Genomic DNA, 26,642 nt, shown 5'->3' on the forward strand with positions numbered 1-26,642 from the left:
GTGACGACCGCTCGGGTGGGCGTTCCTTCGACCGTCGTGACGACCGCCGCGACGACCGTTCCGGTGGCCGCTCGTTCGACCGCCGTGACGACCGCTCCGGCTTCAACCGCGACCGCGGTGACCGCCCCAGCCGTCCGTTCAACCGTGACGACCGCTCCGGCGGCCGTCCGTCCTCCGGTGGCTACCGCTCCGGTGGCGGCGACCGTCCGTTCAACCGTGACGACCGTTCCGGTGGCCGTCCGTCCGGTGGCTACCGCTCCGGCGGCGACCGTCCCTACGGCCGCCGTGACGACCACCGCGGCTCGGGCGCCGGCACCGGTTCCTTCGGCCGCCGTGACGACAAGCCGCGCTGGAAGCGCAACGGCTGACCTCGGCCGACGTGACGCCGTGACCCGGCGCCGCTGAACCACCCGCAGGGCCCGTACCGCACCCAAGTGCCGTACGGGCCCTGCGCGTTGCGGCACCGGACCCGCCACGGACGCCCCCGGCGCCGCCGCCGCGGAGCGCTCCGTGCGGCAATGCCTTCGGGCCGCGGGAGGGTGTCGGGCTATGCTGCTCGGTGCGGGCCATTAGCTCAATTGGCAGAGCAGTGGACTTTTAATCCATTGGTTCAGGGTTCGAGCCCCTGATGGCCCACCGGATGCGGCGCGTTGTGGCGCCGTCGCACGATGCGGAAGCGCCCCGCCCGGGGACCCCGGGCGGGGCGCTTCGGCTTTGCGCGCGGGGGTGCCCGCGTCAGGCCGGTGCGGACCGGACGGGGGAGAGCCCGGCCCGCACCGCGGACGCCCGCGGTGTCTCCCGGCCCGCCGCGGACGGGGAGGAGCGGGAGACGCCGGGCCCGTATGACCCGTCCGGCCCCTCTCGGCTCGCGTGCCGGGGGAGGGACGGAAAGCCTTGGGTGGCCGGAGGAGCGGCCGGGAGCACGGTCGGCCGCGGGCAGGTGAGGCGGGAAGAGGCCGGTGCGGATGGGGCGAGGCGGGCGGGTCCGCACGGAGGACCGGGAGCGGTGGGCGCGGCGGGCGCAGATGTCGCCGGCCGGCCGGCGATTGGCGCGCTACCTGCCCGCACTGCTGATCGTCGGCGGCCTCGTCTTCGAGTTCGTCACCCCCGCCCGCTACACCGCCTCGCCGTTCTTCTCGGCGGCGCCGCTGGTCGCCGCGCCGCTGTACTCGCTGCGGAACACGGCGCTCACCGTCCTCGCGGCGGTGCTCGGCGCAGTGGCGGCGGCGCTCTACGCCAGTACCCGGGACACCGGCCTGGCCGCCACCGGGGTCTCCACCGTCTTCGTCGTCGCCCTCCTCGCCCTCGGCATCAACCGCGTCGTCCGCCTCTCCGACGCCCGGCTCGCCTCCGTACGCGATGTCTCCGAGGCGGCCCAGCGGGCGGTGCTGCCGACGCCGCCGGAGCGGATCGGGGGGCTGGCGGTCGCCGCCCGTTACGTGGGGGCGCAGGCCGACGCGCGGATCGGCGGGGACCTGTACGCGGTGCAGGAGACGCCGCACGGGGTCCGGCTGATCGTCGGCGACGTGCGGGGGAAGGGGCTGGAGGCGGTCGAGGCGGCGGTGATCGTCATCGGGGCGTTCCGGGAGGCGGCGGAGCAGGAGGCGACGCTGGAGGCGGTGGCCGGGCGGCTGGAGCGGGCGCTCCAGCGGGAGGGGCGGCGGCGCGAGGGCCTCGACCAGTACGAGGGGTTCACCACGGCCGTGCTCGCGGAGATCCCGTCCGGGGAGCGCGCCGTGCTGCGCGTCCTGAACCGGGGGCATCCGCCACCGCTGCTGCTCACCCCGGACGGCGGGCTGCGGACACTGGTGCCCGCGGTGCACGCGCTGCCGCTGGGGATGAGCGAGGTGGCCGGGTGGCCGGACCGCGCGGACGAGCTGTTCTACCCCGCCGGTTCGCTCCTGCTGCTGTTCACCGACGGGCTGACCGAGGCGCGCGACCGGGCGGGGGAGTTCTACGACCCGGTGGCCCGGCTGCGCGGCCGGGTCTTCTCCGGGCCCGACCGGCTGCTGGACACGCTGGTCACCGAGGTCGCCGCGCACACGGGCGGGGCGGGCACGGACGACATGGCGCTGCTGGCGGTGCAGCGGCCGTTGGAGGAGTAGGGCCGGAGCACGGGGGAGTGACGGGGCGCGCGGAGCGCGGGCACGCGCCGGGCGCGCGGGGAGCCCGGGGCCGCCCCGGCACGCGGGGCGCGCGGCCGGCTCCCGCGCGCCGGTACGGCCCCGTGGGCGGAGACCTCTACGCCACCCAGTGGAGGCTCTGGCCGTGTGCCCCCGTCAGGGCCACCGGGCGGTCGTCCAGCGCGAGGGTCAGCAGCTGTTCCCGGTGGCCCGGGGTGAGGCGGCCGGCGGCCGGGGCGGGGAGCCACGGGGTGACGGAGTGGTGTTCCTGGGAGATCCAGTGGCCGCCGCCCGGCCGCCCGGCGAGCAGCGCGCGCACCCGGTCGGCGAACCGCTCCCGGTGCGCGGGCGGCAGATACGGCAGTACCGAGGTGTGAAAGACGACGAGTGTGGCGTCCGCCGGGACCCGCGCCGCCAGCGCCGGCAACTCCTCGACCAGGTCGCCGCGGACGATCTCGGGCCGCGGCGCCGCCCGTACCGCGTCCACCGCCGCCGTCAGCCGCTGTGCCCGCTCCGGGGTGCCCGGCCACACCAGGGACCGTAGCCAGCGCAGCGCCTCGGGGTCGTCCACCGGGTCGAGCGGCGTGAGGTCGATGCCGCCGCGCCACACGATCTCCGGGAGCCGCGCGGGCGTCGCCGCATCCGCCGCGGCCACCCGGTCCTCCCGTCCGACGCGGCACCGGAAGGTGACCGGGCTGTCCGGGGCGCCGAGGACGTGCGCCTCCGGGGACGTGTCCGGCCCGGGGGCCCCTGGGGCGGCGTCCGGCTCGTACGCGTACCGGTAGCGGTCCGGGTGGAGGCAGAGACCGGCCGAGGTGCCGACCTCCAGGAGGGCCAACGGGCCGCGGAGGCGGGCCAGGAGAGGCAGCAAGGTGGCGCAGCGGCCCGGCTCGTTGGTCTGGGTGGAGCGGCTCATGACGACCGCACGGACCTCGTCCCAGTGCCGGATCGTCCACTCGCGCCAGCGGCCGTACGCCGGCTCACCGCGCGGGCCCTGCTCGGCGTGCGGGCCGTCGAGGTGGCGGACGGCCGCCAGCAGGAGGTTGGGCTGCTGCTTGTTGCCCACCGGGAGGGACGCGGCGAGGAGTTCGCACAGCTCCGGGTCCTGCCCGATCCGTGCCGTCAGCTCCTCGTGGGCCGCGCAGCGGCCCCGCGCCTCCCTCCAGGAGAAGTCCCGGTAGCGCGCTGCCAGGGCCTGTGCGTTGTTGACGAAGTCGACGACCATGATCAGACGCTACTGCCCTCACGGAGCGTGAGGAGTGCGCACCCCTCCGCATAACAAGTGATGCACAATCATCCGCAGGCCGTTTCGTGAAGGGTGATCAACTCGACCGGTTTGCACGGACGTTGCCCCGAAAAGTCTTGGCCAAGAGCCGTCGTCGTACGGAGGGGATTCGCGGGATCGCTTGGAAATCGGCCGCGATCTCTATTACTGTCCGATAACGGAGCGCGGTCGTCCCAGCCGTCGCAGAGGCGGCACCGTGCCCCCACGCCGAATCCCGTACGCGCTCTTCAGGTATGCCGGGCACCCAGGCACACCGGTGGTCACTTCCCGCTACGGCGTCTCCCCGCACGCCGATGCGTCGATATTTCGTGAACTGCCGTGACGTGTCCTGTCTTTGCCGCGGTGTCCCGAGCGGCGCCGAGGGAACCGGGGAACCACCTCCATGGGGTGAATCGGACGCCTCGGCCAGAGGCCGCCCGTAGGAGACCTTCCTGCTCCGAACCCGTCAGCTAACCCGGTAGGCGCGAAGGAAGGAAAGGAGTGCGCCCCCGTGGCGTCCAACAGGCTTGCCCCCGAGGCTCCGTCCGCCCACCCCCTCCCCCAGGATCTGCCGGATTCCCTGACCGATACGGCCACCTTCGCTCCGGGCGCGTTCGCCCCGGAGGGCCCCGGCCCGTACGGTGTCGCGGACGACGGTCCCGGCGAGTGGAACCCGACCGAGGAGTCCGTGCGGTCCGTCCGCGGCCGGCACCGCGTCGGGAAGCAGCGCTCCGCGCTGGCCCGCAGCGGCACGGTCCTCGGCGTCGGGGTGATCGCGGCGGTCGGCGCCGGCGGCATGGCGACCGCCGAGGACAAGCCGCCGGTCCCGATCTCCATGCCGGACATCGGCGCCCTCGCCTCCGACGTCACCGGAGCGCTGCCGGCCGCCGAATCGCTGCCCGGCATCGGGCCGTTGCTCGGCTCCGACGACGCGTCCGGCCCGGCCACCACCGCGGCGCCGCTCTCGTCCGCCGGCCTCACCGCCGAGGACGGGCAGGGCACGGGCGCCGGGGAGGCGCTGCGCAGCCGCATCCTCCAGCAGGCCGACACCCAGCAGGAGGCCGGTGAGCGCGACGCCCGGGAGGCCGCCGAACACCGCGCGCTCGCCCGCGCGGAGCAGACCGCCGCGAGCGACCACAAGGAGGCGGTGGCCGACGCGAAGGCGGAGCGCGCCGAGGCCGCGCGCAAGGAGGCGGCCGCCAAGGCGAAGCGCGAGGCCGAGGCCCGCGCGAAGGCCGAGGCCGCGCGCCTGGCCGAGCTGGCCAAGAGCTATCTGCTGCCGGTCACCTCGTACACCCTCACCGCCGGCTTCGGCCAGGCCGGTGACCGCTGGGCCGCCGACCACACGGGCCAGGACTTCGCCGCCCCCACGGGCACGCCCGTCAAGGCCGTCCACTCCGGCACCATCACCCAGGCGGGCTGGGCCGGTGCGTACGGCTACCGCATCGTCCTCACCCTCGACGACGGTACGGAGCTGTGGTTCTGCCACCTCTCGTCGATGGTGAAGACCGGCGGCAAGGTCTCCACCGGCGAGGTCATCGGCCGCGTCGGCGCCACCGGGAACGTCACCGGCCCCCATCTCCACCTGGAGGTCCGTCCCGGTGGCGGCGGCCCGATCGACCCGATGCCGTGGCTGCGGGCCCGGGGTCTGAACGTCTGAGCCCGCTGCGGCCCTGAGGGGAGTCCGGGGCTCGCGTCCGGGGCGCGCGTGAGGACGTCGCGCGCCGGGCCGGGCTCCGGGCCACCACCGCGCGCCGGGCTCCGGGCCGCCCGCGCGGATGGGCTGCCAGGTGTGCCGGGGCCGGTACACCCGGATGCCGCGGCCCGGAAATGCCGCCGCCGCGCGGTGTGTTGAATGACGGCATGACCACACGTAAGCCTCTCGGCTCGCTCTCCGTCTCCCCGCTCTGCCTCGGCGGCAACGTTTTCGGCTGGTCCACCGACGAGGCCGAGTCGTTCGCGGTGCTCGACGCGTACGTCGCCGGCGGCGGCAACTTCATCGACACCGCCGACGCCTACTCGGCCTGGGTTCCCGGCAACGAGGGCGGCGAGTCCGAGACCGTCATCGGCAACTGGCTCGCCGCCCGCGGCAACCGCGACGACGTCGTCATCGCCACCAAGGTCGGTGCCCTCCCCGGCCTCAAGGGCCTCTCCGCCGCCACGATCAAGAAGGCCGTCGAGGGTTCGCTGCGCCGCCTGCGCACCGACCACATCGACCTCTACTACACCCACTACGACGACGAGTCGCTGGAGGTCGGCGAGTTCCTGACCGTCCTCGACGACCTCGTCCGGGCCGGCAAGGTCCGTGAGATCGCCGCCTCCAACATCTCGGCCGCCCGCCTGGAGGAGGCGCTGTCCTTCTCCGAGCGCGAGGGCCTGGCCCGCTACGTCGCCCTCCAGCCGCAGTACAACCTGGTCTCCCGCGACACCTACGAGGGCGAACTGGCCGAGGTCGCCGCCCGCCACGACGTGGGCGCCGTCCCGTACTACGGGCTCGCCTCCGGCTTCCTGACCGGCAAGTACCGTCCCGGCACGGACGTCGACAGCGTCCGCTCCGGCAAGGCAGCCGCCCACCTCGCCACCGACCGCGGCGTCCGCGTCCTGACCGCCCTGGACGCCGTCGCCACAGCACACGGCGCGGAGGTGGCCACCGTCGCTCTCGCCTGGCTCGCCGCCCGCCCCACGGTCACCGCCCCCATCGCCAGCGCCCGCACCACCGCCCAGCTCCCGGCCCTCCTGGCCGTCCAGGACCTCCGGCTCACCGCCGAGGAACAGAAGCTGCTGGACGAGGCTTCGGCGTAGGAAGGGGCGAACGGCCGGTCCGCCCCTGGGGCCGTGCGCCGGGGCGGACCGGCCGGACGCGAGCGGACAGGAGAGATCCGTGGGGAGACGCGTAGGGAGACGCGTGAGGAGGGGAGCTGCCTGTGGACGGGGGCGGGGCGGGCGTGCGGTGCCGCTCCGTGGCTGGTCCCGGCTTTGTCCCGGCTTTGTCCTGGAGAGGCCTTGGGCTGGTGGTGGGGTTGGTGCGGCTCCGTACCCGGTCGTCGGCCGGTTGCCCGGCCCTGGCCGGCGGCGGGTTGCCCGGTGGTGGGCTGTCCGGCGGCGGACCGCCCGATGCTGAACCGCCCGGCGGGGGGCGTCCGGCGGCGGACCGCCCGGCCCCGCCCGGCCTGCCGAGGTCACCCGCGTCGGTCCGCCACCGCCCACGACGCCAGCGCCATGCCACCGGCCACCGCGAACACCGACGGCCAGGCCCCGATCTTCTTCGCCAGCGGATGCGACCCGGCGAACGCCGCCACATACGCCCCGCCCAGCGCCGCCGCGGCCTTCCCGCCGGCCTTCTCCTGCCACCCCTTGGCCGCCACCGCCCCGGCAACCGCCAACGCCACCCCACCCAGGGGCCGCTTCTTCGTCCACCGGGCCACGGCGTAACCACCCACGAGGCCGGTCGCTGCCACTGCTGCTGTCGGAATGCCTGCCATTGCCATCACTCATGCCTCTCGTTCACGGGTTGAGAAACGTCCCGCTGCTGGACCTTACGCCCGTCCCAGTGGGCCTGACGGTGCTGCCCGGTGCGCTACGACATACGGGAGAGCGCCGCTTACATGGACGGTGCAAATCCGTTGAGCACCGTGGAGGTTGTGCCGCGCCGGGCGGGCAACTTGAGCTACCGATTTGGTGCCCCCGACGGGGCAGGCAGAGGCAGATGTGGCGCTGCGCACATCGCTCGTAGACGCGTGCCATTCCCCTGGCAGCTGGGCAAGATCGACTCATGGCGAAGGCGAAGTCAGCACCCATTTGTTTTGGCGCCCCTGCTGGGATATCCGAGGGGCAGTGGTTCGAGGGGCACGCAGAACTGTGCGAAGCCGGGGTGCATCGTGCCTTGGGTAGGGGAATCGCGGGAACCGCTTCGGGGGGCGTAGATTCTATTGTCCTCTCCGGCGGATATGTGGACGACGTCTACGGTGAAGAAGAGATCATCTATACCGGAGAAGGGGGCAGGGATAGGGACACGGGGCGCCTCTATGCGGACCAGAGCATGGAAAGTTCAGGGAACGCCGGATTGCTGCTCAATGAGGTACGCGGCAACTCAGTCCGTGTCATTCGTGGTCTGAAGATTAGAGGGAAGAAGAGGCGCAAGGCGACTGGTGGGTATGAGTACTGCGGCTTGTTCCGGGTGGCCGACCACTGGATGACCGTCGGGAAAGAAGGCTTTCTCGTCTGTCAGTTCAAGCTGGTGAAGTTGGCGCCTGGCGAGGTACCCAAGCCGAAGCCGATGGCGCTGCCGCAGTTCACCGACACCCCTGTGGAAGAGCAGGTGCGTCGCGCTGTGGAGTATCAACGTCTGGTGCGAGATTCTAAGGTGGTGCATGCCGTAAAGGAAATGTACGGCAATACGTGCCAAATGTGCGAGACGCGCCTCCAGGTGTCCCCCGGAGGTGAGGCGTATAGCGAGGCTGCGCATATCCGGGCGTTGGGTAAGCCGCATAACGGCCCAGACGTGCTGGAAAATGTGCTCTGCCTGTGCGCTAACTGCCATGCACTGTTTGACCGGGGTGCGCTTCAGCTATCCGATCACCTTGATGTGCTCGACGGGCTGACCCGGAATATCAAAGGGAAGCTGAAGAAGGTCCGGGAGCATGAAATAAAGGTGGAGTTTGTGCGCCAGCATCGACAGCGTTGGGGTGATCGATTCAGTACGCCCACTGATCGTTAAAAATCACGCGCCCCTACTCCCCCCGCCGGAACATCAGGTCGTGCACCACGTGTCCCTTGTCCAGGCCCTGGCCCTCGAACTTGGTGAGGGGGCGGAAGGCCGGGCGGGGGGCGTAGTCGGGGTAGAGGTTGTGGAGGGTGGGTTCGGCGGTGAGGACTTCGAGCATCTGCTCGGCGTAGGGCTCCCAGTCGGTGGCGCAGTGGACGAGGGCGCCGGGGGCGAGGCGGGTGGTGGCCAGGCCGATGAACTCCGGCTGGATGAGGCGGCGCTTGTGGTGGCGCTTCTTCGGCCAGGGGTCGGGGAAGAAGACGCGCAGGCCGGCCAGGGAGCCGGGGGCGAGCATCTCGCGCAGCAGGATGATCGCGTCGCCGTTGACCACGCGGATGTTGGTCAGGCCGTTCCGCTCGGCGAGGGCGAGGAGGTTGCCCTGGCCTGGGGTGTGGACGTCGCAGGCGAGGATGCCGGTGTCCGGGTCGGCCGCGGCCATCTGCGCGGTGGCCTCGCCCATGCCGAAGCCGATCTCCAGGACGACCGGGCGGCCGTCGAAGAACGTGTCGAGGTCGATCCGGGAGAGCCCGTCGATGTCCCGCCCCCACACCGGCCACAGGCGGCGCAGCGCGGCGGCCTGGCTCGGCGAGACGCGGCTGCGGCGGGGCTGGAAGGAACGGATCCGGCGTTCGTGGTGGTCACCGGCCGGATCGGCGGCGGGCCCGCTCCCGTCGGGGAACATCGGGCCGTCGCGGCGGATCCGCGTCGCGCCGGACGCCTGGGCGCCGCCGGGCTCCGGGGCGCCGTCGTGCGTGTGGCCGTCGTGCACAGCGCCGTCGGCCGGGGTGCCGTCCGCGCGGGACGGGGCGGCGCCTTCCGGGACGCTGGTTTCCTGGCTGCCGGACTCGGGGGTGCGGGGGTTCTCGGACACAGTGCGGAGATTCTACGGGCCGCGGGTGGTCGGGCGCGTTCCTGAGGGGGCGGTGATCGGCCGGCGAGGGGCGGTGGCGGGGCGCTGCCCGGCCGGGCTCCGGACCCGGCTTGTCCCGGGCCGGCCGCCCCCGCCCCGTACCGCCGCGCACGTCTCCCCACACGCCTTCCCCACACGCCCCACACACGGGGCCCGCACCGCCCATATTCCGTGGGGCGCCCGGGCTCCGGGGCGGTTGGCGCGCTGTGCAGTGGGCTGCATACGATGCGTGGCCGCCACAACGAACAAACCAGGGGGTCGGTCGGAATGACGCAGGAGCAGGGGAACGGGGCTCATCCGCAGGGAGAGCCACCGGGCTCCGGGTCGGGCCGGCCCGACGGTGCGGTTCAGGGGCCGGGGCAGGAGGGCGCCGCCCCCGCCGCCCCGGGCGCACCGGGTACCCCGCCCGAGGGCGCACCGGGCACCCCGCCTGCGCCCGTGCCGCCGGCGGGCGCCGCCCCCGCCGCCCCCGGAGCCCCCGAAGCTCCCCGGCCGGGGCCGGAGCAGCCCGCCCCCGCGCGCCCCGCCGGGACCATGAAGCTCGCCGCCGTCCAGCCGCCCGCGGCCCCGCCGCAGGGCCCGGACCAGCAGGCCCCGGCGCACCCCGCCGGAACGATGCAGCTCTCCACGGGCAAGCCCCCCGCGCCCGGCGCGCCGGTGCCGCCGCAGGGACAGCCCGGCGGCCCGCAGCCCCCCGCGCCCCAGGGACACCCGGGAACGCCGCCGCCCCCGGGGCCGTACGGTGCGCCGCAGGGCGGGCCCGGTCCGCAGCCCGGCGCGCCCGGACCGTACGCCCCCGGACAGGCCGCCCCCGGTGCGTACGGTCAGCAGCCCGGCGCGCCCGGGATGTACCCGCCGCCCGGCGGGCCGATGGCTCCCGGTCAGGGCGGTGCGGGTTTCCCGCCGCCCGGCGGGCCGCAGGGGTTCGGGCAGCCGCCGCAGGGCGGAGCGCCGTTCGGGCAGGGCCCCGGCGGGATACCGGGGGCGCCGGTGCCGCCGGGCGGGCAGCGGCGCGGGGTGCCGGTGGCCGTGATCCTCGCGATCGTCCTCGTACTCGTGCTGGCCCTCGGCACCGGCGGGTACTTCCTGCTGAGGGGTTCCTCCGGTGACGGGGCGGAGCAGAAGCCGCCGCTGTCCATGGCGCAGATGTGGAACGTCGATCTGAAGAAGAGCGACAACCCGCCCGACGAGAAGCTCGGCATGCGGTCGGTGTGGATGACCGACGGTGCCGTCGTCTACGGCGACAAGGACGGGGTCCGCGCCTACGACGACGAGACCGGCAAGAAGGAATGGGAGCTGGAGACCCCGAAGGGCGCCGGTGCGGTCTGCGCGCTGCCCGCGGAGCCGAACCGCGACGGCGTCGGCGCCGCGGTCTTCGACTCGGGCGGCGGCGACTGTTCGTTCCTCTCGGTCTTCGACACCAAGTCCGGCCACACCCTGTGGGTACGGAACCTCAAGGGCCGCCGGTCGGAGGACCACCCGCTCGTCGGCATCAGCAACGAGCAGGTCGTGGTCGCCATCGGCAACACCTACTCCGGCTACGACATCTCCGGCGGCGCCGGCAAGTGGACCCTCAAGTGGCCCGCCGGTGACTGCACCGCGTCGTTCGGGATGAGCAACGAGTACCTGGCGCGGGTCAGCGACTGCTCGAAGGCCAAGCCGCACCGGACGCTGCTGGTCCAGGAGCACGAACTGGACAGCTTCAACGCGTTCGTCCCCAACGAGAAGCGGGAGGTCCAGCGGATCGTCTCCGACAGCCCGCTGGTCCTCCTGATGAGTGGCGACGGACCCGGCGCCGAGCGGGCGCTGCGGACGTTCGACACCGAGGGCAAGCCGAAGCCGGACAAGACCATCGAGCTGACCGGTGACCTGGAGGATCTGGACCTCGAAGCCCGGACGACCATGGTCGACGAGGACGCGAAGGTGCTGGTGACGACGTACGGCAACCACGCGGGCATGACCGCCGTCGACCTGAAGACCGGCAAGCGTCTGTGGAAACGCTCCGGGGCGGCAGCTGTGGCCCTCGACGGGGAGAACGTCATCGCGGTCGGCGCCTCCCACGGCAGCCCCTCGCACCCCGCCACGCAGGACCCCGAACTGCTGTCACTGGGGCTGCGGGACGCCAAGACGGAGATGATGGGCACGCTCTTCACCGAGAAGCACGATCTGCCGTCCGGGCCGAACATGTCGATGAAGTGGGACGGCAACGAGCGGGTGCTGTACGTCGAGGGGGCGTCGGTGTCGACCTTCCAGCCCTTCCTCCGCGCCTACAAGGCGTCGAGCGCCTCCCCGATCCCCATCCCCGCCGACTGACGACCTTCCGCCGGGCGGCCCGCCGTCCGTGAGCACCGCGTGGGCGGTGCGGGCCCCGCGCCCGCACCGCCCACGTCGGCGTTCAGCGCCGGTCCAGCACCGCCGTGACCCGCTCCGCGATCTCCCGCCCGATGGGCAGCGACGCCGTGGCCGCCGGGGACGGGGCGTTGAGGACGTGGACGATGCCGGGGGAGCCGGCGAAGAGGAAATCGTCGACGAGGGTGCCGTCGGGGAGGACGGCCTGGGCGCGGACACCGGCGGGCGCCGGGCGCAGGTCGGCCTCGGTGACGGCGGGCAGCAGGCGGCGCACGGCGGTGGTGAAGGCGCGCCGGGAGAGCGAGCGGTGCAGCTCGCCCGCGCCGTACCGCCAGTGGCGGCGGGCTATCCGCCACGAGCCGCGGTACGCGAGGGTGCCGGCCAGCTCGGCGGGGCGCAGGGTGCGCCAGTCGTAGCCCTCGCGGGCCAGGGCGGGGACGGCGTTCGGGCCGATGTGGACGGCGCCGTCGATGCCCCGGGTCAGATGGACGCCGAGGAACGGGAACGCCGGATCGGGGACGGGGTAGACCAGGCCGCGCACCAGCCCGGCACGCTCCGGGGCGAGGAGGTGGTACTCGCCGCGGAAGGGCACGATCCGCATGCCCGGGTCGTCACCGGCCAGCCGGGCGATGCGGTCGCTGTGCAGACCGGCGCAGTTGACCAGGGCGCGGGCGCGGTGGACCGTGCCGTCCGCCGTGGCGACGGCGACCCGGCCCGGGCGGCGCCCGATGCGCGTCACCTCGGCGCCGTACACGAGCGTGGCCCCGGCCTCCTGGGCGAGGCGGCCGAAGGTACGGGCGACGGCGCCGAAGTCGCAGATGCCGGTGGTGCCGACATGGATGGCGGCGAGGCCGCGGACCTCCGGCTCCTGCTCGGTGATCTGCGCCGGGCCCAGCTCGCGGACGGGCAGGCCGTGCTCGCGGCCGCGCTGGATGAGGGCGTGCAGCCGGGGCAGCTCGGCGCGGTCGGTGGCGACGATCAGCTTGCCGGTGACCTCGTGCGGGATGGCGTGCTCGGCGCAGAACGCCACCATCTCGGCCGAGCCCCGGAGGGCGTAGCGGGCCTTGAGGGAGCCGGGTGGGTAGTAGATGCCGCTGTGGATCACGCCGCTGTTGCGGCCGGTCTGGTGCCGGGCCGGGCCGGACTCCTTTTCCAGAACCGTCACGCGCAGCCCCGGTACGGCGCGGGTGAGGGCATGGGCCGTCGAGAGTCCGACGATGCCCGCACCGATCACCAGCACGTCGCAGTCGTGCGCCGCCACTGCACCTCCCCAACCGCGAGAACGCGGGAACCGCCCCCGACGCGGGCCACCCCTGACCGCGGCCCGCTCGCCGTCGCCCGACGACCTACCCCATCATGACGCGAGGTACTGACAACACCGCGCGACCAGGGCGGGAACCCCCGCAGAGCCTGCGAAACGGCAGCGGAAAGGGCAACTCCGGCGGAAGTGGCCGCGGGGGCGGCCGGGCCCCGGCCGGCGCCATCCGGTCCCGGCCGACGCCACCCGGCCCCGGCCGGTGCCTCGGCCCGTCCGCCCCCCGGGCCCGGTGCGCCTACTACGCGGGCGCCGCCAGCAACGGGCGGGCCCGCTCGCGCAGTTCCACCACCCGCGGCTCGTCCCCGTACGGCTCCAGGCGGTGCAGCAGGTCGCGGACGTACTCGGTGGTGCGGGCCGAGGAGATGCGGCCGGCGACCTCGACGGCGCGGGTGCCCGCGGCGCAGGCGGCGTCGAGGTTGCCGGACTCCAGCTCGGCGACGGCGGATACCACCAGGCGCAGACCGTGCGAGCGGACGAACTCCTCCGTCGGCCGGGAGAGGGCCTGCTCGGTGAAGCGGCGCACCTGGCGGGGCAGGCGCAGGTCGCGGTAGCACTCGGCGGCGTCGGCGGCGAACCGCTCGTAGGAGTAGAAGTCGAGCCAGGACGGATCGGCGTCGCCGCCGCGGGAGCGCTCCAGCCAGCCCTCGGCGGCCTTCAGCGCCACCTCGCAGGCGCGGGCCTCCCCGGCCTTCGCCTGGGCACGCGCCTCCACCAGGCGGAAGAAACTCATGGTGCGTGCGGTGGCCAGGCCGCGGTTGCGCTCCAGCGCCGCCTGGGCGAGGTCGACGCCCTCGTCGGCGAAGCCGCGGTATGTCGCCTGCAGGGACATCGAGGCGAGGACGTAGCCGCCCAGGGGGACGTCGGCCGCGGCGCGGGCCAGCCGCAGCGCCTGGATGTAGTAGCGCTGGGCGGCCTCCTGCTGCCCGGTGTCGAACGCCATCCACCCGGCGAGCCGGGTGAGTTCGGAGGTCGCGCCGAAGAGGGCGCGCCCCACCTCGTCGCTGTACGAGGCGAGGAGCAGCGGGGCCGCGTCCACCCGCAGGCACTCCGGCACCATGGACGAACGCCAGTCGCCGCCGCCGTACTTGGAGTCCCAGCGACGCGCGTCCTCCGCCGCCTCGCGGAGCTTGCTGACATCGCTGTGGCCGACATGCTGGGGCGTCGCCGCGTCCGCCGCCGAAGCGGCCTCCTTCTCACCCGCCTCGGCGGCCTCGGCCGCCTCGACAGCGTTCCGTGCCACCGAGCTGTCGGCCGGGGATATCAGCCACCGGGAGGCGGGGGTGGCGTACGCGCTGACGGCGAAGGATCCGGCCAGGCTCTGCCAGATCCCCCCGCCGCCGGCCCGCCGTCCGGCCAGATCCAGACGGTAGAGATCGGTGGCGGAACGCACCGCTGCGCCCACATCGCGGGGAAATGTCAGCCCGACCTCGGGCGCCGGATCCGCGTCCCCGAGGCCGATCTCGTGCAGCGGGACCGGTCGTCCCAGCTTGCTGCCGATCGCGGAGGCGATCAGATGGGGCGCGGCGCCCTGCGGCACCATCCCCTTGGAGACCCAGCGGGCGACCGACGTCTTGTCGTAACGAAGCGTCAGCCCGCGCTGTGCGCCGAGGTCGTTCACCCGGCGCGCCAGACCGGCGTTGCTGATACCCGCGAGGGCGAGAACGGTGCCGAGCTTCTCGTTCGGCCCGCGTATATCCCTGGACATGCGCACCCCTCGACACTGCGACGGCAGCCCCGGTGCCCCGGGGCGTGCGTCCACCCAGAGTAGTTCGCCGGATCCCGACCGTTAAGGGCCGGTGTCCCGGATGGCGAGATTCATCTCGGCCCGGGGGAGCGGGAGTTGGCATGTGCTCCGGGTACGTGTTGCCGTGCGCCCACATGTGCGCGCTGCCTCCCCCGGAACGCCGCCGCTTCCATGGGTGCCGCGTGGGTCGGCCCGCTGTACTGGATCCGGTGGGCTGGGGGATACCGCCGCTCCATTCCCCGCGGGCGGTGGTCCGGTCCGGGAGGCGCAGCCCGCTTCCCGGACCGTCGCGCGAGCCGTCGCCGCCCCCGTGCCGCCGTGTCGCGCGACACGCCGCGGCGCATCGCCAATTGAACGGAGTTCAGCAGAGTTTGGCCGAATAACGACGGGCGGCGGAAACGCGCCGCGAGCCCGTACGGCACCCTCCGGCACCGCGCGCCACGCCGCCCGGCGCCCACCGCGCGCGCCGCCCCCGCTCGGGTCCGCACCGCGCGCCCCGGACCCGCCCGCCGCGTCAACTCCCCGCCGCCGGGCGCCGCTCGCCGCTCCGCTCGGCTCCCGTACGCCCCCGTCATGGCAGCATGGACGGCACAACGGCTGAAATCCGCGGTACGGGGTGGTGGCGCGCCTCCGCGGCACGGGGAGCGGGGAGGCGGCATGCGCTGGTTGGTGGGGTGGAGCAGTGCCACCGCGGGGCCGGCCGTCACCGGGGGGAGCCGCACGGTCCTGCCCGTGGGCGCCCAACTCCTGTGGGACGGACCGGATCCGCTGTGGGCGGTCGGCGACTGGCGGCCCGACGAGGTCCGCACCGTCCGCGCCGACCCGGAGACCGCGCTCGCCGTCTTCGGGGTCTGCGGCGCCACCGACGACCAGCTGCGCGTCGGCCTCTTCGCGGCCCGCGGCGGTGCGCTGCGCCACCTCACCGCCTGGCCCGGCAGCTACACCGCCGTCGTCCGCATGGGCCGCCGCCTCACGATCACCGGCGACCTCGCCGGTGCCCGCCCCGTCTTCCACACCCCCTGGGAGGGCGGCACCGCCTTCGCCACCGCCGCCCTGCCGCTCGCCGACCTCATCGAGGCCGGACTCGACATCGGCCACCTCGGCGCCCTCCTGGCCTGCCCGGACGCCCCCGAGGCGCTCGGCTCCGGCACGCCCTACGAAGGGGTGCGCCGGGTCCCGCCCGGCCACGCCCTGGTGCTGCGCGGCGGCGCCCACGAGATCGCCTCGTACGAACCGGCCGCCTCGCTGGCGGTCGCCGGTCCCCAGGTCGCCCCGGAGCAGGCGGTGGACGGTGTCCGCGAGGCACTGGTCGACGCGGTCCGGGCCCGGCTGTCGAGCCCCCGGCACGCGGCTGTGGCGGACGGCCCCGACGGTCCCGACGGTCTGGACCCGGGCCCGGTGCCGGGCATGGGCCCCGCCGAGCGGCGCGCGGCCCGCGGCGCCCCCGCCCCCGGTGTCGCCGCCGACCTCTCCGGCGGCAGCGCCTCCGGCACCCTCGCCCTGCTGGCCGCCGGGCTGCCCGGCGCACCGGGGGCGCTCACCGGCCACGGTGAGCGCCTCCTCGCCGTCACCTTCACCGACCACGCCACCCAAGGGGGCCGTGCCCACCGCGACGCCGAGCTGGAGCGGGCCCGTCTCCTGGCCGACAACCCGCGGCTGCACCACCGCGTCGTCACCGGCGGCGAGGAGGCCCTGCCGTTCGCCGGGCTCGGCACCCTCCCGCTCACCGACGAGCCGGGCCCCTCCCTCGTCACCGCGTTCCGCCACCGCAGCCGCCTGCTCGCCGGGGGCGCCGACCACTTCACCGGCCACGGCGCCCGCCAGGTCCTCGACGCCCACCCGGCTCGCCTCGCCGACCTCCTCCTCGACCGCCGCCGACGCCATCTGCTGCGGCCGGTCACCGCCCTGGCCAGGGCCGACGGCCCCTCGGCGCACTCCGTCCTGGTGCCCTTCACCGTCTACCGCGCCGCCCGCAAGCTCGCCCGTACGCCCTACGGGACCGGTGTCGCCGAGACGGCGCGGCGCCTGGTGGAGCGGCGGGTCGACGGCGTCGGCGACCCGGGTGCCGTCGACGCCTCCCTCGCCGCGCTGTTCTGGTGCCGCCCGGGGCCCGCCGCCCGCTGGCTGACCGGCGAGGCGCTGGCCGAGGTGTCCGTACGGCTGGGCGCGGCGGCGGCGCGCACCCCTGGCGCGGGACGGCCGGGCGAGCGCCGGGCGCGCGCCGCGCTGGCCCGCCGCGCCGCCGACCATCGCGTCTTCGAGCAGGCCGTGGAGGTCCGCAGCCAGCGTCTGCACGCGCCGTTCCTCGACAACCAGGTGGTGCTCGCCTGCCGCGCGCTCCCCGACACCCTGCGCGTCCAGCCCGGTGCCCGCGCCGCGGTACTGCGCTCGGTCCTCGCCGGCGCGGGCGTCCGCGAACTGCCGCCGGGCTGGGGCGCCACCGCGCACCTCCCGCACACCGCCGCCCTGCGCACCGGGCTGCGTGCCGCCGTCGACGGACTGGTGCAGCTCTTCGACGCGCCGCTGCTCGCCGACGCCGGGCTGATCGAGGCACGAGTGGTCCGCAAGGCGCTGCGCGCCGCCGCCGAAGGTGCCGAGGTGCCCCTGGACGGCCTGGCCGAACTGGTCTCCACCGAGCTGTGGTTGCGCCGCCTCGTGCTGCGCCGCGGCAGCTGCTGGACCGACGCGGCCACCTCCCCGCGCCGCCGCGCGGTCGCCGCCGGGGTCCCGCCCCGGGCCCGCCTCTGAGCGAACCCGTCGGCGGCCCCGTCCCGCGGGCCGCGGATCAGCGGCAGTTGATCTCCGACCGCGCCCAGTCCGCGAGCGCGAGCGCGTCCACCGGCGTCTGCGGCGCCACGCTCAGCCGCAACGTCTTCACCCCGGTCAGCGGGACGTGCACCGGCACCCCGGGCCGCCCGCCGCGCACCACCTCGGAGCGCCACAGCGGCGCGCCGTCCCCCTCCACGGAGAACCGCACCGCCCCCCGCCCCGGGCCGAGGTCGTCCACCCCGGCGACCGCGTCGTACGACGTGCAGGGGCGGTTGAGGTCGATGACGACGGTGGAAGCGCCGTGGACCGTCACCCCGTGCGGGTACGTCCGGTCGGCGATCTCCGGTGCGTCCCGCTGCCACACCCAGCTGCTGCCCCAGAGGCGGACCTCCGGCTCCGTACCGTCCCCGCCGAGGTCCATCCCCAGGGAATTGAGGGGGTACGGCGTCGGCGCCGGGGTCGGCGTGGGTGTCGGCGTCGGCGTGGGTGTGGGTGTCGGTGTCGGCGTGGGCGTCGGCTCAGGCGGGGTGGGCGTCGGAGTCGGCGTCGGGGTCGGGGTCGGCTTCGGCGGGGGCGGCGGTGCCGGGCGGGTGGCGGGCGGCGGTGTGGGCGCCGGCCGCGGCGCGGGCGGCGGCGGGGGAGCGGGCGTCCGCGGCGCCACGGCGGGCGTCGGCGCCTTCCGCGCCTCCGGCTGCTCCGGCTGCTCCTGCGCCCCGGTCATCGCCATCGCCAGCGCCGCTCCCGCCACCACCATCACCCCGGCGCCGATCGCGGCCTTCGCGGGCAGCCCCAGCGCCTCCCCGGCCGCGGCGCCGCCCGCCGCACCGCCCGAGGAGCCGCCACCGGCCGCCGCCGCGGCACCCGCCCCGGCCGCCGCGCCGACCCCGGCCGTCCCGGCGACCGCCGCCGCGGCCTTGACCGCGTACGAGGCGGCGAACCAGCCGATGACGGCGACCGGCAGCAGCGCGCCGATCCGCTGGTTCACGTCGGCGACCTCACGCGCCGCCATCCGGCACCGCGCACACCCGTCGAGATGCTTGCGCAGCCCCCGCTCCGCCCGCATCCGCAGCCCGCCCCGGGCGTACGCACCGAGCCGGTCGGCGTAGCGCGCGCAGTCGCCGCCGGCGGTCAGCGATTGGCTGACGTGCGCCTGCAGATAGGCCTGCTTCAGCCCCTCGCGGGCCCGGTGCGCCAGCACCGCCGTGGCGTTGGCGGTCAGCCCCAGCAGCGGCGCGACCTGACTGGGCGTCTCCTCCTCGACGGTGGTGTGCCACAGGACCGTCTGATAGCGCTCCGGCAGACTCCGGAACGCCTGCATCGCCAGCGTCCGTTCGGCCTCCTGCATCGCCCGGACGTCGGCGCCGAGATCGACCCCGCTGCCCGGACCGCCCCCGGCGTCCATCGACGTCCCCGCCGCCGAGACCGCGAACACCGCGAAGTCCTCGACCAACTGCTCCCGCTTCGCGGTCTTCGCCCAGGCGGCCGCCACCCGCCGGACCGTGGTCAGCAGATACGCCCGCACCGCGGTGTCCGGACCCGCGCCGCCCCGCACCGCCTGCAGCGTGCGGGCGAACACCTCACCGGTCAGATCCTCGGCGGTGTGCGTATCCCGGCAGCAGCCGCGCGCATAGCGGCGTACCGCCTCGGCGTGGCGGCGGTACAGCTCCTCGTACGCGCGGTCGTCACCGGCGCGCATCGCGGTGATCAGCTCGGCGTCGGACGACGGGGCACCCCCGGCGCCCTCCGCGTCCACCGCCGGTCCGGGTGCGGCGGACGGCGGTTCGGCGCGGTCGCGCTGCGGCGGCACACCGGCGAGCGGCGTCGCCTCGGCGCGCTCCTGCGGCGCCGCCGGACCGGCGGCCGGGGGAGTGGCGCCCAACGGCCCCGTCTGTCCCGGGACCTGTCCCGTCCGTTCGTCCGGATCCGTGGTGGTGTGGTCGCCACCGCGCCGTTCGTCCCGCCCGTCAAGAGTCATCGCCAAGGCCCCCGAACACGCCGTCACACCGGAACACCGCGCAAGCGTGCCACACGACACGCCCGGGTTGAGGGGTCAGTACCCGCAACCACTCGTCCGGGGCGCGCTGTCCGGAGAGCGCCCCTTCGACCGCGGTTGCGGGGCACAATGTGCGCGCCCCGGAACCGGCGGTCGACGGCGTTCCGGCCGGGACGCGCCGCCCCGGCCGGATCTCACCGTTCCGTCAGCCCTGCGGCCGCGACCGGAGCCCCTCCAGCAGGATGTCCAGCAGCCGGGCGGACGCCGCCTGCTGATGCCCCGCATCGGGCAGCGTCGGCGCGCTGGTGGCGATCACCAGCAGGACGTCGCCGACCGTGACGTCCGGCCGCAGCGCCCCCGCCGACCTGGCGCGCTCCACGAGCCGCCCGACGACGTCCAGCAGCGCCGGCACACCCCCGGTCCGCTCCGCCTCCGCGCCGGGCGCGTCCACGGCGGGCTCCCCGCCCGCCACCGGCAGCCGCTGCTGCGGCACCCGGGCGCCCGCGGCGGCGGAGTGGCCCGCGGCCTCGGCCGCTCCCTCGGGGAGCGCCGCCTCCGGCTCCGTACCGGCGCCGACGCGCAGCACGTTCGGTGGCAGCAGCCGTCCGGCGCCCGAGGCGACCGATGTCCGCAGGAAGCGGGAGAGCGCCGACCAGGGGTCCTCCTCCTGGCCCAGCGCGGTGCGCGCCTGCTCGGTCAGCCGGGACGTCTCCTCCTCGGCTATCCGCCGTACCAGCACGTCCTTGCTCGGGAAGCGGCGGTATACCGTCCCGACGCCGACCCGTGCGCGCCGTGCGACGTCCTCCATGGGCGCGCCGTACCCCAGCTCGCCGAAGACCTCGCGCGCGGCGCGCAGCACGTGCTCCAGATTGCGCTGGGCGTCCACCCGCAGCGGCGCGCTGCGGGAGCCCCCTCCTGCGGGCCGCCCGGTGCGCCCGTCGGCCTCGCCGCCGTGCGCCATGGCGGCCCGGCCGCCGTTACCGGGCGCCGTGACGGTGCCCGACCAATGTGTGCCCTGCATATGCATCTGTGATCCCCCGGTCATGACGTCTCCCCCCGGAGACTCCCCGCCCTGACGGAAAGGGGGCGCGCCGATGAGCGGGCCCCCACGAGCTACCGAACATAGTTGAGCCCCGGTCAAGATTGAAGGGTCAGTTCCGGGCACTCCGCACCCCGATCGGCCTACACCGGCACCACCTTCTCCACGGTGTCCCCCCGCCGCCCCGCCGTCGCCCGTCTGACCTGCGCACCTCGCCCGCACAGCGCGGAAGCCGACCCTCCGCCCGGGCCCGGGCGACCGCCCTCGCATTTCGTCGGGCCTGTGGACAAAGCGCGGCCGGGAAGGCGTCATGGAACAGTGCTGTGCCTTCCCGGGGGCACAGTGCCTCCTGGGGCAGCCGTGCCACCGGCCGGCCTGACCCCGGGACCTGCCGGGACCGGTCCACCGCGAGGAGAAGCTCTGTGAAGGCTGTGTCTTCGAACGATGTGGCGCGCATCCTGATCGTCGGCGGCGGCTACGTGGGCATGTACACCGCCCTGCGGCTGCAGCGGGAACTCAAGCAGGAGCTGAGGCAGGGCGCCGTCGAGATCACCGTGGTGGACCCCGAGCCGTACATGACGTACCAGCCGTTCCTCCCCGAGGCCGCGGCCGGATCCATCTCCCCCCGCCATGTCGTCGTGCCGCTGCGCCGGGTGCTGCCGCAGTGCCGGGTCGTCATCGGCGAGGTCACCGCCCTCGACCACGAGGCGCGCACCGCCACCGTCGAGACCCTCGCCACCGAGGCGGCCGGCGCCGCCGCCTCGGAGATCCCCTACGACGAGCTGATCCTCGCCCCCGGCTCCGTCTCCCGCACCCTCCCGGTCCCCGGACTCGCCGACTTCGGCATCGGCTTCAAGACCGTCGAGGAGGCCATCGGGCTGCGCAACCACGTCCTCGAACAGCTCGACATCGCCTCTTCCACCCGCGACCCGGCCGTCCGCGACGCCGCGCTCACCTTCGTCTTCGTCGGCGGCGGCTACGCGGGCGTCGAGGCACTCGCCGAGCTGGAGGACATGGCCCGCTACGCCGCCCGCTACTACCACAACATCGAGGCCACCGACCTGAAGTGGATCCTCGTCGAGGCGACCGGAAAGATCCTTCCCGAAGTGGGCCCCGAGATGGGCCGCTACGCCGTACGCGAGCTGCGCGCCCGCAACATCGACGTCCGCCTCGACACCCGCCTCGACTCCTGCGAGAACCGCACCGCCGTCCTCAGCGACGGCTCCCGCTTCCCCACCCGCACCCTCGTGTGGACCGCCGGGGTCAAACCGCACCCGATCCTCGCCGCCACCGGCCTGCCCCTCAACGGCCGCGGCCGCCTCAAGTGCACCGCCGCCCTTCAGGTGGACGGCGCCGACCACGCCTGGTCCGCCGGGGACGCCGCCGCCGTCCCCGACCTGACGGCCCCCGCGCCCGCCTCCCCGGACGACCCGCCCGCCCTCTGCGCCCCCAACGCCCAGCACGCCGTACGCCAGGCCCGCACCCTCGCCGGGAACGTCGCCTCCGCCGTCCGTGGCGGCCCGCTCCTCGACTACCGGCACAAGTACGCCGGGTCCGTCGCCTCCCTCGGCCTCCACAAGGGCGTCGCCCACGTCTACGGCCGCAAGCTCAAGGGCTACCCGGCGTGGTTCATGCACCGCGCCTACCACCTCAGCCGCATCCCCACCTTCAACCGCAAGGCCAAGGTGCTCGCCGAGTGGACCCTCTCCGGCCTGTTCAAACGCGAAATCGTCTCGCTCGGCTCGCTGGAGAACCCCCGCGCCGAATTCGAGCTGGCCGCCGGCACGGGCCGCCACAACGAGGCCAGCTGACCCGCCGCCGGCTGACCGGCCGTGCGCCGGGACACGCCACGCCCCGCCCGCGCGGCCCGGCCGCACCGGGTCCGGCCGGGCGAAACGGAGTCCGGAACTCCACCCCGGTGCCCGGACGTCTGACGGATACCGCCCGGGTCGGCCACACTGGTCGTGTGACCATGGGTGGGCTCGTCTCCGCGAAGAGTAATAATCACGAGGAATTCGGACGTTTGCTGCACCACGTCAGAGAGCGCCGCACAGGACCCCGGCCGGCCGCCCGCCGGTCCCCCGGCAGGCACGTCTCCCGGGCCGACGGCCCCAGGACGTGCCCCGAAGGTCCCGCCCGGCGCCCTTCGGGCGACAACGGGAGCGTGACGACAGGTCCGAGCCCGCGCGACGAAGCGAAGTAAGAGGTACCCCTCCGTGATCTTCACGCGCTGGAGCGCCAAGCTCCCCCAGCGGCGCACCGGCCGGACCGCACGCCCGGCCGCCACCCCGTCCAACGGCCGGCAGGCACCCGCCGCCCGCCCCGCCGCGGCCGAGCCCCCGCCCGGCGGCGCCGTCCCGGCCGCCCGCGCCGAGACCTCCGGCCCCACCTCCCCCGACGGCGACGTACCGCCCGCCGCCCCCGAAGGCACGACGGGCACCGAGGACACCACGGGCGCCCCCACCCCGCCCACCGTCGACGCCCTCTCCGTCCACGACATCCTCGGCACCATCCCTGCCCTGGTCGCCGTCGTCTACGGCCCCGAGCACCGCCTCGCCTACGTCAACGCCGCCTACGCCACCGTCTTCGGCCCCCGCCCGGCCGGCCGCACCGCCCGCGAGGCCCTGCCCGAGCTGGACGAACTCGGCCTGCTCCCCCTGATGGACCAGGTCCTGCGCAGCGGCCGCCCCCGCACCGTCAAGTCCCGCCGGATCCGCGCCGGCGCCGACCGCGTCCGCGACACCTACTACACCTTCACCTGCACCCCCATCGAGGTCGCCGCCAGCGGCCCGGCCCCCGACCCGGAGGTCGCCTGCGTCGCCCCGCACAAGGGCGTCCTCGTCTTCGGCGCCGAGGTCACCGACCAGATCGAATCGGCCGAACGCCTCCGCGCCAGCGAGGCCCGCCAGCGCGCCGCCGCCGTCACCCTCCAGCGCTCCCTCCTCCCGCAGGAGCTGGAGCAGCCCGACGACCTCCGCGTCGCCGCCACCTACCGCCCCGGCGGCACCGAGGCCGCGGTCGGCGGCGACTGGTACGACGTCATCACCCTCGGCGGCGGCCGCACCGCCCTCGTCATCGGCGACGTCATGGGCCGCGGGGTCCGCGCCGCCGCCGTCATGGGCCAGCTGCGCACCGCCGTCCGCGCCTACGCCCGCCTCGACCTGCCGCCCCACGAGGTCCTCCAGCTCCTCGACGGCCTCGCCGCCGAGATCGACGCCAGCCAGATCGCCACCTGCGTCTACGCCGTCCACGACCCCAACGAGGGCCGTCTGGTCTACGCCTCCGCCGGCCATCTGCCGATCCTCGTCCGCGACGCCGACGGCACCGTCCACCGCGCCGCCGAACCGACCGGCCCGCCCCTGGGCACCGGCGGCTGGCTGCACACCTCAGGCACCGTCCCGCTCGGCCCGGGCGCCGCCGCCGTCCTCTACACCGACGGCCTCGTCGAGCGCCGCGACAAGGACATCGACCACGGCGTCGAGGCCCTGGCCGCCGCCTTCGCCGGCGCGGACGACGCCCCCGCCGTCGTCTGCGACCGCCTGCTGCGCTCCATGGGAATCACCGACGCCCACGACGACGACGTCGCGATCCTCGTCGTCCAGCACCCCGAGCGCACCGGCCACGACGCTGAGCTGTTCCACAACGCCGTCCTGGAACTGCACGGCGGCACCGAGGCCGCCCCGCGCGCCCGCGCCTTCGCCTCCGGGGTGCTCGCCTCCTGGCGCTTCGCCCCCGAGCTGCACGACCTCGGCGTCCTCGCCGCCAGCGAGCTGGTCGCCAACTCCCTCCAGCACGGCACCCCGCCGATGCGCCTGCGGCTGCGCCGCACCGACCGCCGCCTGATCGTCGAGGTCACCGACGGCGACGACCACCTCCCGCGCCGCCGCACCGCCGAGCTCGCGGACGAGGCGGGCCGCGGCATCTCCATCGTCGCGACCATCGCCTCCCACTGGGGCTCCCGCCGCACCCCCGACGGCGGCAAGGCCGTCTGGTGCGAATTCGCCCTCCCGTCCCCCTGACACCACCCGCACCGACGGCGAACGGCCCGGCGCAATCGCCGGGCCGTTCGCCGTCGTCACTCACCCTGTACGGGATCCCCCTACGGGCACGGGCCACCGCCCGCCGGGACCGCTCAGGCCACCGCCACCGCGGTCTCCGCGTCCTGCACCGTGCGCACCGGAGCGGCCGCCGCACGGTGCGGGTTGTCCTGCACCGGGGTGAGCATCCGCCCCAGCCGCAGCGACAGCACGGTGATCCCCAGCGCGCACAGCACCAGCATCCCGATGTACGCCGCCGACATCCCGTGGCCCACCATCAGCGCGCCCACGGCCGGACCGACCGCCAGCGCCAACTGCTTGACCAGCGCGAACGCCGAGTTGTACTGCCCGATCAGCGAGGCCGGCGCCAGATCGGCCACCAGCGGCGCCACCGTCGGCGACAGCAGCGACTCACCGATGCCGAAGAGCGCGTACGTCGAGATCAGCAGCGTCGTCGCGATCACCTGGGAGCCGTGCACCAGTCCGGACAGACCGGCCGCGACCCACGCAACCGTCCAGACCAGCCCGACCAGCGCCATCACCCGGCTGCGGCGCCGCCGCTCGACGAGCTTCAGCACCACGAACTGCGCCACCACGATCGCCGCCGTGTTGGCCGCCAGGGCGATCCCCAGCGTGGCCGGCGCGATCCGGGTGACCTCGGTGGCGTACGCCGCCAGGCCCGATTCGAACTGCCCGTAGCAGGCGAAGAAGAGCACGAAGCCCAGCACGCACAGCCACACCATCCGCCGGTCGGAGAAGAGCGCCCGCCACGCACCCCGCGGCCGCTCCCCGGTCGGCACCGTGTCCTCGACCTTCGGCGTCCGCGGCAGCCGTACCGTCGCCACCGCCGCCCCGAGCACCAGGAACATCGCCGCCTCGATGGCGAAGAGCCGCACGAAGCTCGACGCGTGTGCCGGGTCGACGAGCAGCCCGCCGACCAGCCCGCCGATACCGAGACCCAGGTTGTTCAGGAAGAACTGGGTGGCGAACGCCCGCGACCGGGTGACCGTCGTCGAGCACCACACGATCATCGTGGCGAGCGCCGGCTGGATCACCGCGATACCGGCACCGAGCGCCACCGCAGAGGCGATGACCTGCGCCTGGCTGACCGAGAGCCCCATCCCCAGCGCACCGAGCGCCGCCGAGACCGTACCGGCGACGGCCACCGGAAGGGGACCGCGCCGGTCGATGGCCCGACCGGTCAGCGGCAGCACGGCCAGCGCCGAAATCGCCAGCATCGCCAGCACCACACCCGCGGTACTGGCACCCAGGTCCCGCACCTTCGCCACATAGACGTAGAGATACGGAACCGTGAAGCCGTTGCCGAACGCGCTCAGCGCGTTCCCCAGCTGGATCCGGCGCAGCGCGGCGCCCATTGCGGTGGTCACACTCACCTACCTAGGTCAGGTCGGAAGACGATCAGGAAGTACGGGATGAACTGCGGAGAAAGCCCGGCGGACGGGCGCGCGGGCGCCAAGAAGCCCCCGCCTCTCCAGGGGACCGGACGATCACACCCTGAAGACTTCAACGTTAAAGTTCGAAGCTAAAGAGTACATGGCGAAGGACTTCAACGCCAATGAGTTCCATGCCATACTGCGGCGCATGCCTGAGACCTCAGATACGGCCGGTGCCACCGAGCCGAGCCTTGAGGAACAGATCGCGGCCTACCAGCGAGAGTTCCAAGACCTCGACCCCCAGGTGGAACAGGTCGTCTCCGCACTCCAGCGGCTCAACCGGCGGATGAACGTCGCCTACGGACGCCAGACCGCCACCCTCGGCATGAGCAACGCCGAATGGGAGGTCCTCAAGGCCCTCGTCGTCTCGGGCGCCCCGTACCGCCTCGGCCCCGGCGAACTCGCCAAGCGCCTCGGCCTCACCCCCGCGGCGATGACCCACCGCATCGACCGCATGGCGGCCGAGGGGCTGGTCAACCGCGAGCGGGACGAGAACAACCGGGTCCGGGTGATCGTCGAGCTGACTCATGAGGGCCGGGAGAAGTGGCTGGAGGCCATGCGGATGGCCTCCGTCTTCGAGGAGGACCTCCTCCAGGACCTCGATGCCGAGGAACGCCGCGTCCTCGGCGCGGTCCTCACCCGTCTCCTGCGCCGCGTGGAGGAGGCCCAGCCCGACGCCGAAGGCCGCCTCAGCGACCTCGACTGACCGGGTTGACACCGCCCTGGCCGATACGTAGTGTTCTCCGGGTTGCCACGCAGCCGGAACGGTTCTGTGGCAGCCATCCGCCGCATCGCGGCACACCACTACTGCACGACTCCTCACCGGGACGAATTTCGGCATGCCCGAATTTCACACCGCGACGTGATTATGCGTCAC

The 26,642-nt window shown here is 74.5% G+C and carries 17 protein-coding genes, 1 tRNA gene, 1 pseudogene and 1 riboswitch; of the genes and pseudogenes, 11 read left to right on the plus strand and 8 right to left on the minus strand.

Features of this window, described 5'->3' with window-relative positions:
* The 3 genes and pseudogenes from ACF1BH_RS28115 to ACF1BH_RS28125 all read left to right on the plus strand — a co-directional run.
* A pseudogene (locus ACF1BH_RS28115) lies at positions 1–368 on the plus strand (RNA helicase); the annotation flags it as partial.
* 195 nt (positions 369–563) lie between these two features.
* Positions 564–636 (plus strand) — tRNA-Lys (locus ACF1BH_RS28120).
* A gap of 329 nt (positions 637–965) precedes the next feature.
* The gene (locus ACF1BH_RS28125) at positions 966–2,105 is read left to right on the plus strand and encodes a PP2C family protein-serine/threonine phosphatase (RefSeq protein ID WP_391646910.1); all 1,140 of its coding nucleotides are present in this window, start codon (positions 966–968) and stop codon (positions 2,103–2,105) included.
* Positions 2,106–2,241: 136 nt separating this feature from the next.
* On the opposite strand, the gene ACF1BH_RS28130 is transcribed toward ACF1BH_RS28125, so the two are convergent.
* Entirely contained in the window at positions 2,242–3,348 is a 1,107-nt protein-coding gene (locus tag ACF1BH_RS28130; protein WP_391646912.1) for a DUF2332 domain-containing protein, read from the minus strand.
* A 388-nt stretch (positions 3,349–3,736) separates the two neighbouring features.
* Positions 3,737–3,886: riboswitch (cyclic di-AMP (ydaO/yuaA leader) on the plus strand.
* Between the two features lie 12 nt (positions 3,887–3,898).
* On the opposite strand from ACF1BH_RS28130, the gene ACF1BH_RS28135 reads away from it, so the two are divergent.
* Complete coding sequence (locus ACF1BH_RS28135) at positions 3,899–5,047, plus strand: M23 family metallopeptidase (RefSeq protein ID WP_391646914.1); 1,149 nt, start codon at positions 3,899–3,901, stop codon at positions 5,045–5,047.
* 203 nt (positions 5,048–5,250) lie between these two features.
* The gene (locus tag ACF1BH_RS28140; protein ID WP_391646916.1) at positions 5,251–6,189 is read left to right on the plus strand and encodes an aldo/keto reductase; all 939 of its coding nucleotides are present in this window, start codon (positions 5,251–5,253) and stop codon (positions 6,187–6,189) included.
* 377 nt (positions 6,190–6,566) lie between these two features.
* On the opposite strand, the gene ACF1BH_RS28145 is transcribed toward ACF1BH_RS28140, so the two are convergent.
* Positions 6,567–6,869, minus strand: a complete 303-nt coding sequence (locus ACF1BH_RS28145; protein ID WP_391646918.1) for a hypothetical protein — start codon at positions 6,867–6,869, stop codon at positions 6,567–6,569.
* A gap of 290 nt (positions 6,870–7,159) precedes the next feature.
* Here ACF1BH_RS28145 and ACF1BH_RS28150 point away from each other — a divergent pair, with 290 nt between their 5' ends.
* Positions 7,160–8,104, plus strand: a complete 945-nt coding sequence (locus ACF1BH_RS28150) for a YDG/SRA domain-containing protein (protein WP_391646920.1) — start codon at positions 7,160–7,162, stop codon at positions 8,102–8,104.
* Positions 8,105–8,117: 13 nt separating this feature from the next.
* Here ACF1BH_RS28150 and trmB read toward each other — a convergent pair whose 3' ends face one another.
* On the minus strand, positions 8,118–9,023 hold the full coding sequence (gene trmB, locus ACF1BH_RS28155; RefSeq protein WP_391646923.1) for a tRNA (guanosine(46)-N7)-methyltransferase TrmB: 906 nt from the start codon (positions 9,021–9,023) through the stop codon (positions 8,118–8,120).
* A gap of 573 nt (positions 9,024–9,596) precedes the next feature.
* Between trmB and ACF1BH_RS28160 the strand changes: the two genes are divergently transcribed.
* On the plus strand, positions 9,597–11,375 hold the full coding sequence (locus ACF1BH_RS28160; RefSeq protein WP_391646925.1) for a PQQ-binding-like beta-propeller repeat protein: 1,779 nt from the start codon (positions 9,597–9,599) through the stop codon (positions 11,373–11,375).
* Positions 11,376–11,457: 82 nt separating this feature from the next.
* Here ACF1BH_RS28160 and lhgO read toward each other — a convergent pair whose 3' ends face one another.
* Both lhgO and ACF1BH_RS28170 read right to left on the minus strand, forming a co-directional pair.
* Positions 11,458–12,672 (minus strand): L-2-hydroxyglutarate oxidase, encoded by a 1,215-nt coding sequence (lhgO, locus tag ACF1BH_RS28165; RefSeq protein WP_391646927.1) that lies wholly within the window; start codon positions 12,670–12,672, stop codon positions 11,458–11,460.
* Positions 12,673–12,967: 295 nt separating this feature from the next.
* On the minus strand, positions 12,968–14,434 hold the full coding sequence (locus tag ACF1BH_RS28170; RefSeq protein WP_391646929.1) for an MFS transporter: 1,467 nt from the start codon (positions 14,432–14,434) through the stop codon (positions 12,968–12,970).
* A gap of 696 nt (positions 14,435–15,130) precedes the next feature.
* On the opposite strand from ACF1BH_RS28170, the gene ACF1BH_RS28175 reads away from it, so the two are divergent.
* Positions 15,131–17,221 (plus strand): asparagine synthase-related protein, encoded by a 2,091-nt coding sequence (locus ACF1BH_RS28175; RefSeq protein ID WP_391646931.1) that lies wholly within the window; start codon positions 15,131–15,133, stop codon positions 17,219–17,221.
* 37 nt (positions 17,222–17,258) lie between these two features.
* Here the strand turns inward: ACF1BH_RS28175 and ACF1BH_RS28180 are convergent, their stop codons facing one another.
* The gene (locus ACF1BH_RS28180) at positions 17,259–19,217 is read right to left on the minus strand and encodes a sigma-70 family RNA polymerase sigma factor (protein ID WP_391646933.1); all 1,959 of its coding nucleotides are present in this window, start codon (positions 19,215–19,217) and stop codon (positions 17,259–17,261) included.
* A gap of 223 nt (positions 19,218–19,440) precedes the next feature.
* Positions 19,441–20,262, minus strand: coding sequence for a TetR/AcrR family transcriptional regulator (locus tag ACF1BH_RS28185; protein ID WP_391646950.1), 822 nt, complete (start codon positions 20,260–20,262; stop codon positions 19,441–19,443).
* A 497-nt stretch (positions 20,263–20,759) separates the two neighbouring features.
* On the opposite strand from ACF1BH_RS28185, the gene ACF1BH_RS28190 reads away from it, so the two are divergent.
* Both ACF1BH_RS28190 and ACF1BH_RS28195 read left to right on the plus strand, forming a co-directional pair.
* Complete coding sequence (locus tag ACF1BH_RS28190) at positions 20,760–22,085, plus strand: NAD(P)/FAD-dependent oxidoreductase (RefSeq protein WP_391646952.1); 1,326 nt, start codon at positions 20,760–20,762, stop codon at positions 22,083–22,085.
* Between the two features lie 405 nt (positions 22,086–22,490).
* A complete protein-coding gene (locus ACF1BH_RS28195; protein WP_391646935.1) occupies positions 22,491–24,293 on the plus strand; it encodes a SpoIIE family protein phosphatase in 1,803 nt (600 codons plus the stop codon).
* Positions 24,294–24,406: 113 nt separating this feature from the next.
* Here ACF1BH_RS28195 and ACF1BH_RS28200 read toward each other — a convergent pair whose 3' ends face one another.
* On the minus strand, positions 24,407–25,699 hold the full coding sequence (locus ACF1BH_RS28200; RefSeq protein ID WP_391646938.1) for an MFS transporter: 1,293 nt from the start codon (positions 25,697–25,699) through the stop codon (positions 24,407–24,409).
* A gap of 214 nt (positions 25,700–25,913) precedes the next feature.
* Here ACF1BH_RS28200 and ACF1BH_RS28205 point away from each other — a divergent pair, with 214 nt between their 5' ends.
* Entirely contained in the window at positions 25,914–26,471 is a 558-nt protein-coding gene (locus ACF1BH_RS28205) for a MarR family winged helix-turn-helix transcriptional regulator (protein WP_391646940.1), read from the plus strand.
* Positions 26,472–26,642 lie beyond the last annotated feature (171 nt).

It is taken from the genome of Streptomyces sp. NPDC014733, from assembly GCF_043083385.1.
In the GTDB taxonomy this organism is placed as follows: domain Bacteria; phylum Actinomycetota; class Actinomycetes; order Streptomycetales; family Streptomycetaceae; genus Streptomyces.

Excerpts from the sequence above, each read along its gene's own strand:
- ACF1BH_RS28125 (WP_391646910.1), top strand. The coding sequence starts at position 966 with ATGGGGCGAGGCGGGCGGGTCCGCACGGAGGACCGGGAGCGGTGGGCG.
- ACF1BH_RS28130 (WP_391646912.1), bottom strand. The coding sequence starts at position 3,348 with ATGGTCGTCGACTTCGTCAACAACGCACAGGCCCTGGCAGCGCGCTAC.
- ACF1BH_RS28140 (WP_391646916.1), top strand. The coding sequence starts at position 5,251 with ATGACCACACGTAAGCCTCTCGGCTCGCTCTCCGTCTCCCCGCTCTGC.
- ACF1BH_RS28145 (WP_391646918.1), bottom strand. The coding sequence starts at position 6,869 with ATGGCAGGCATTCCGACAGCAGCAGTGGCAGCGACCGGCCTCGTGGGT.
- ACF1BH_RS28150 (WP_391646920.1), top strand. The coding sequence starts at position 7,160 with ATGGCGAAGGCGAAGTCAGCACCCATTTGTTTTGGCGCCCCTGCTGGG.
- ACF1BH_RS28160 (WP_391646925.1), top strand. The coding sequence starts at position 9,597 with ATGAAGCTCGCCGCCGTCCAGCCGCCCGCGGCCCCGCCGCAGGGCCCG.
- ACF1BH_RS28170 (WP_391646929.1), bottom strand. The coding sequence starts at position 14,434 with ATGTCCAGGGATATACGCGGGCCGAACGAGAAGCTCGGCACCGTTCTC.
- ACF1BH_RS28175 (WP_391646931.1), top strand. The coding sequence starts at position 15,131 with ATGCGCTGGTTGGTGGGGTGGAGCAGTGCCACCGCGGGGCCGGCCGTC.
- ACF1BH_RS28180 (WP_391646933.1), bottom strand. The coding sequence starts at position 19,217 with ATGACTCTTGACGGGCGGGACGAACGGCGCGGTGGCGACCACACCACC.
- ACF1BH_RS28185 (WP_391646950.1), bottom strand. The coding sequence starts at position 20,262 with ATGCATATGCAGGGCACACATTGGTCGGGCACCGTCACGGCGCCCGGT.
- ACF1BH_RS28190 (WP_391646952.1), top strand. The coding sequence starts at position 20,760 with ATGTACACCGCCCTGCGGCTGCAGCGGGAACTCAAGCAGGAGCTGAGG.
- ACF1BH_RS28205 (WP_391646940.1), top strand. The coding sequence starts at position 25,914 with ATGCCTGAGACCTCAGATACGGCCGGTGCCACCGAGCCGAGCCTTGAG.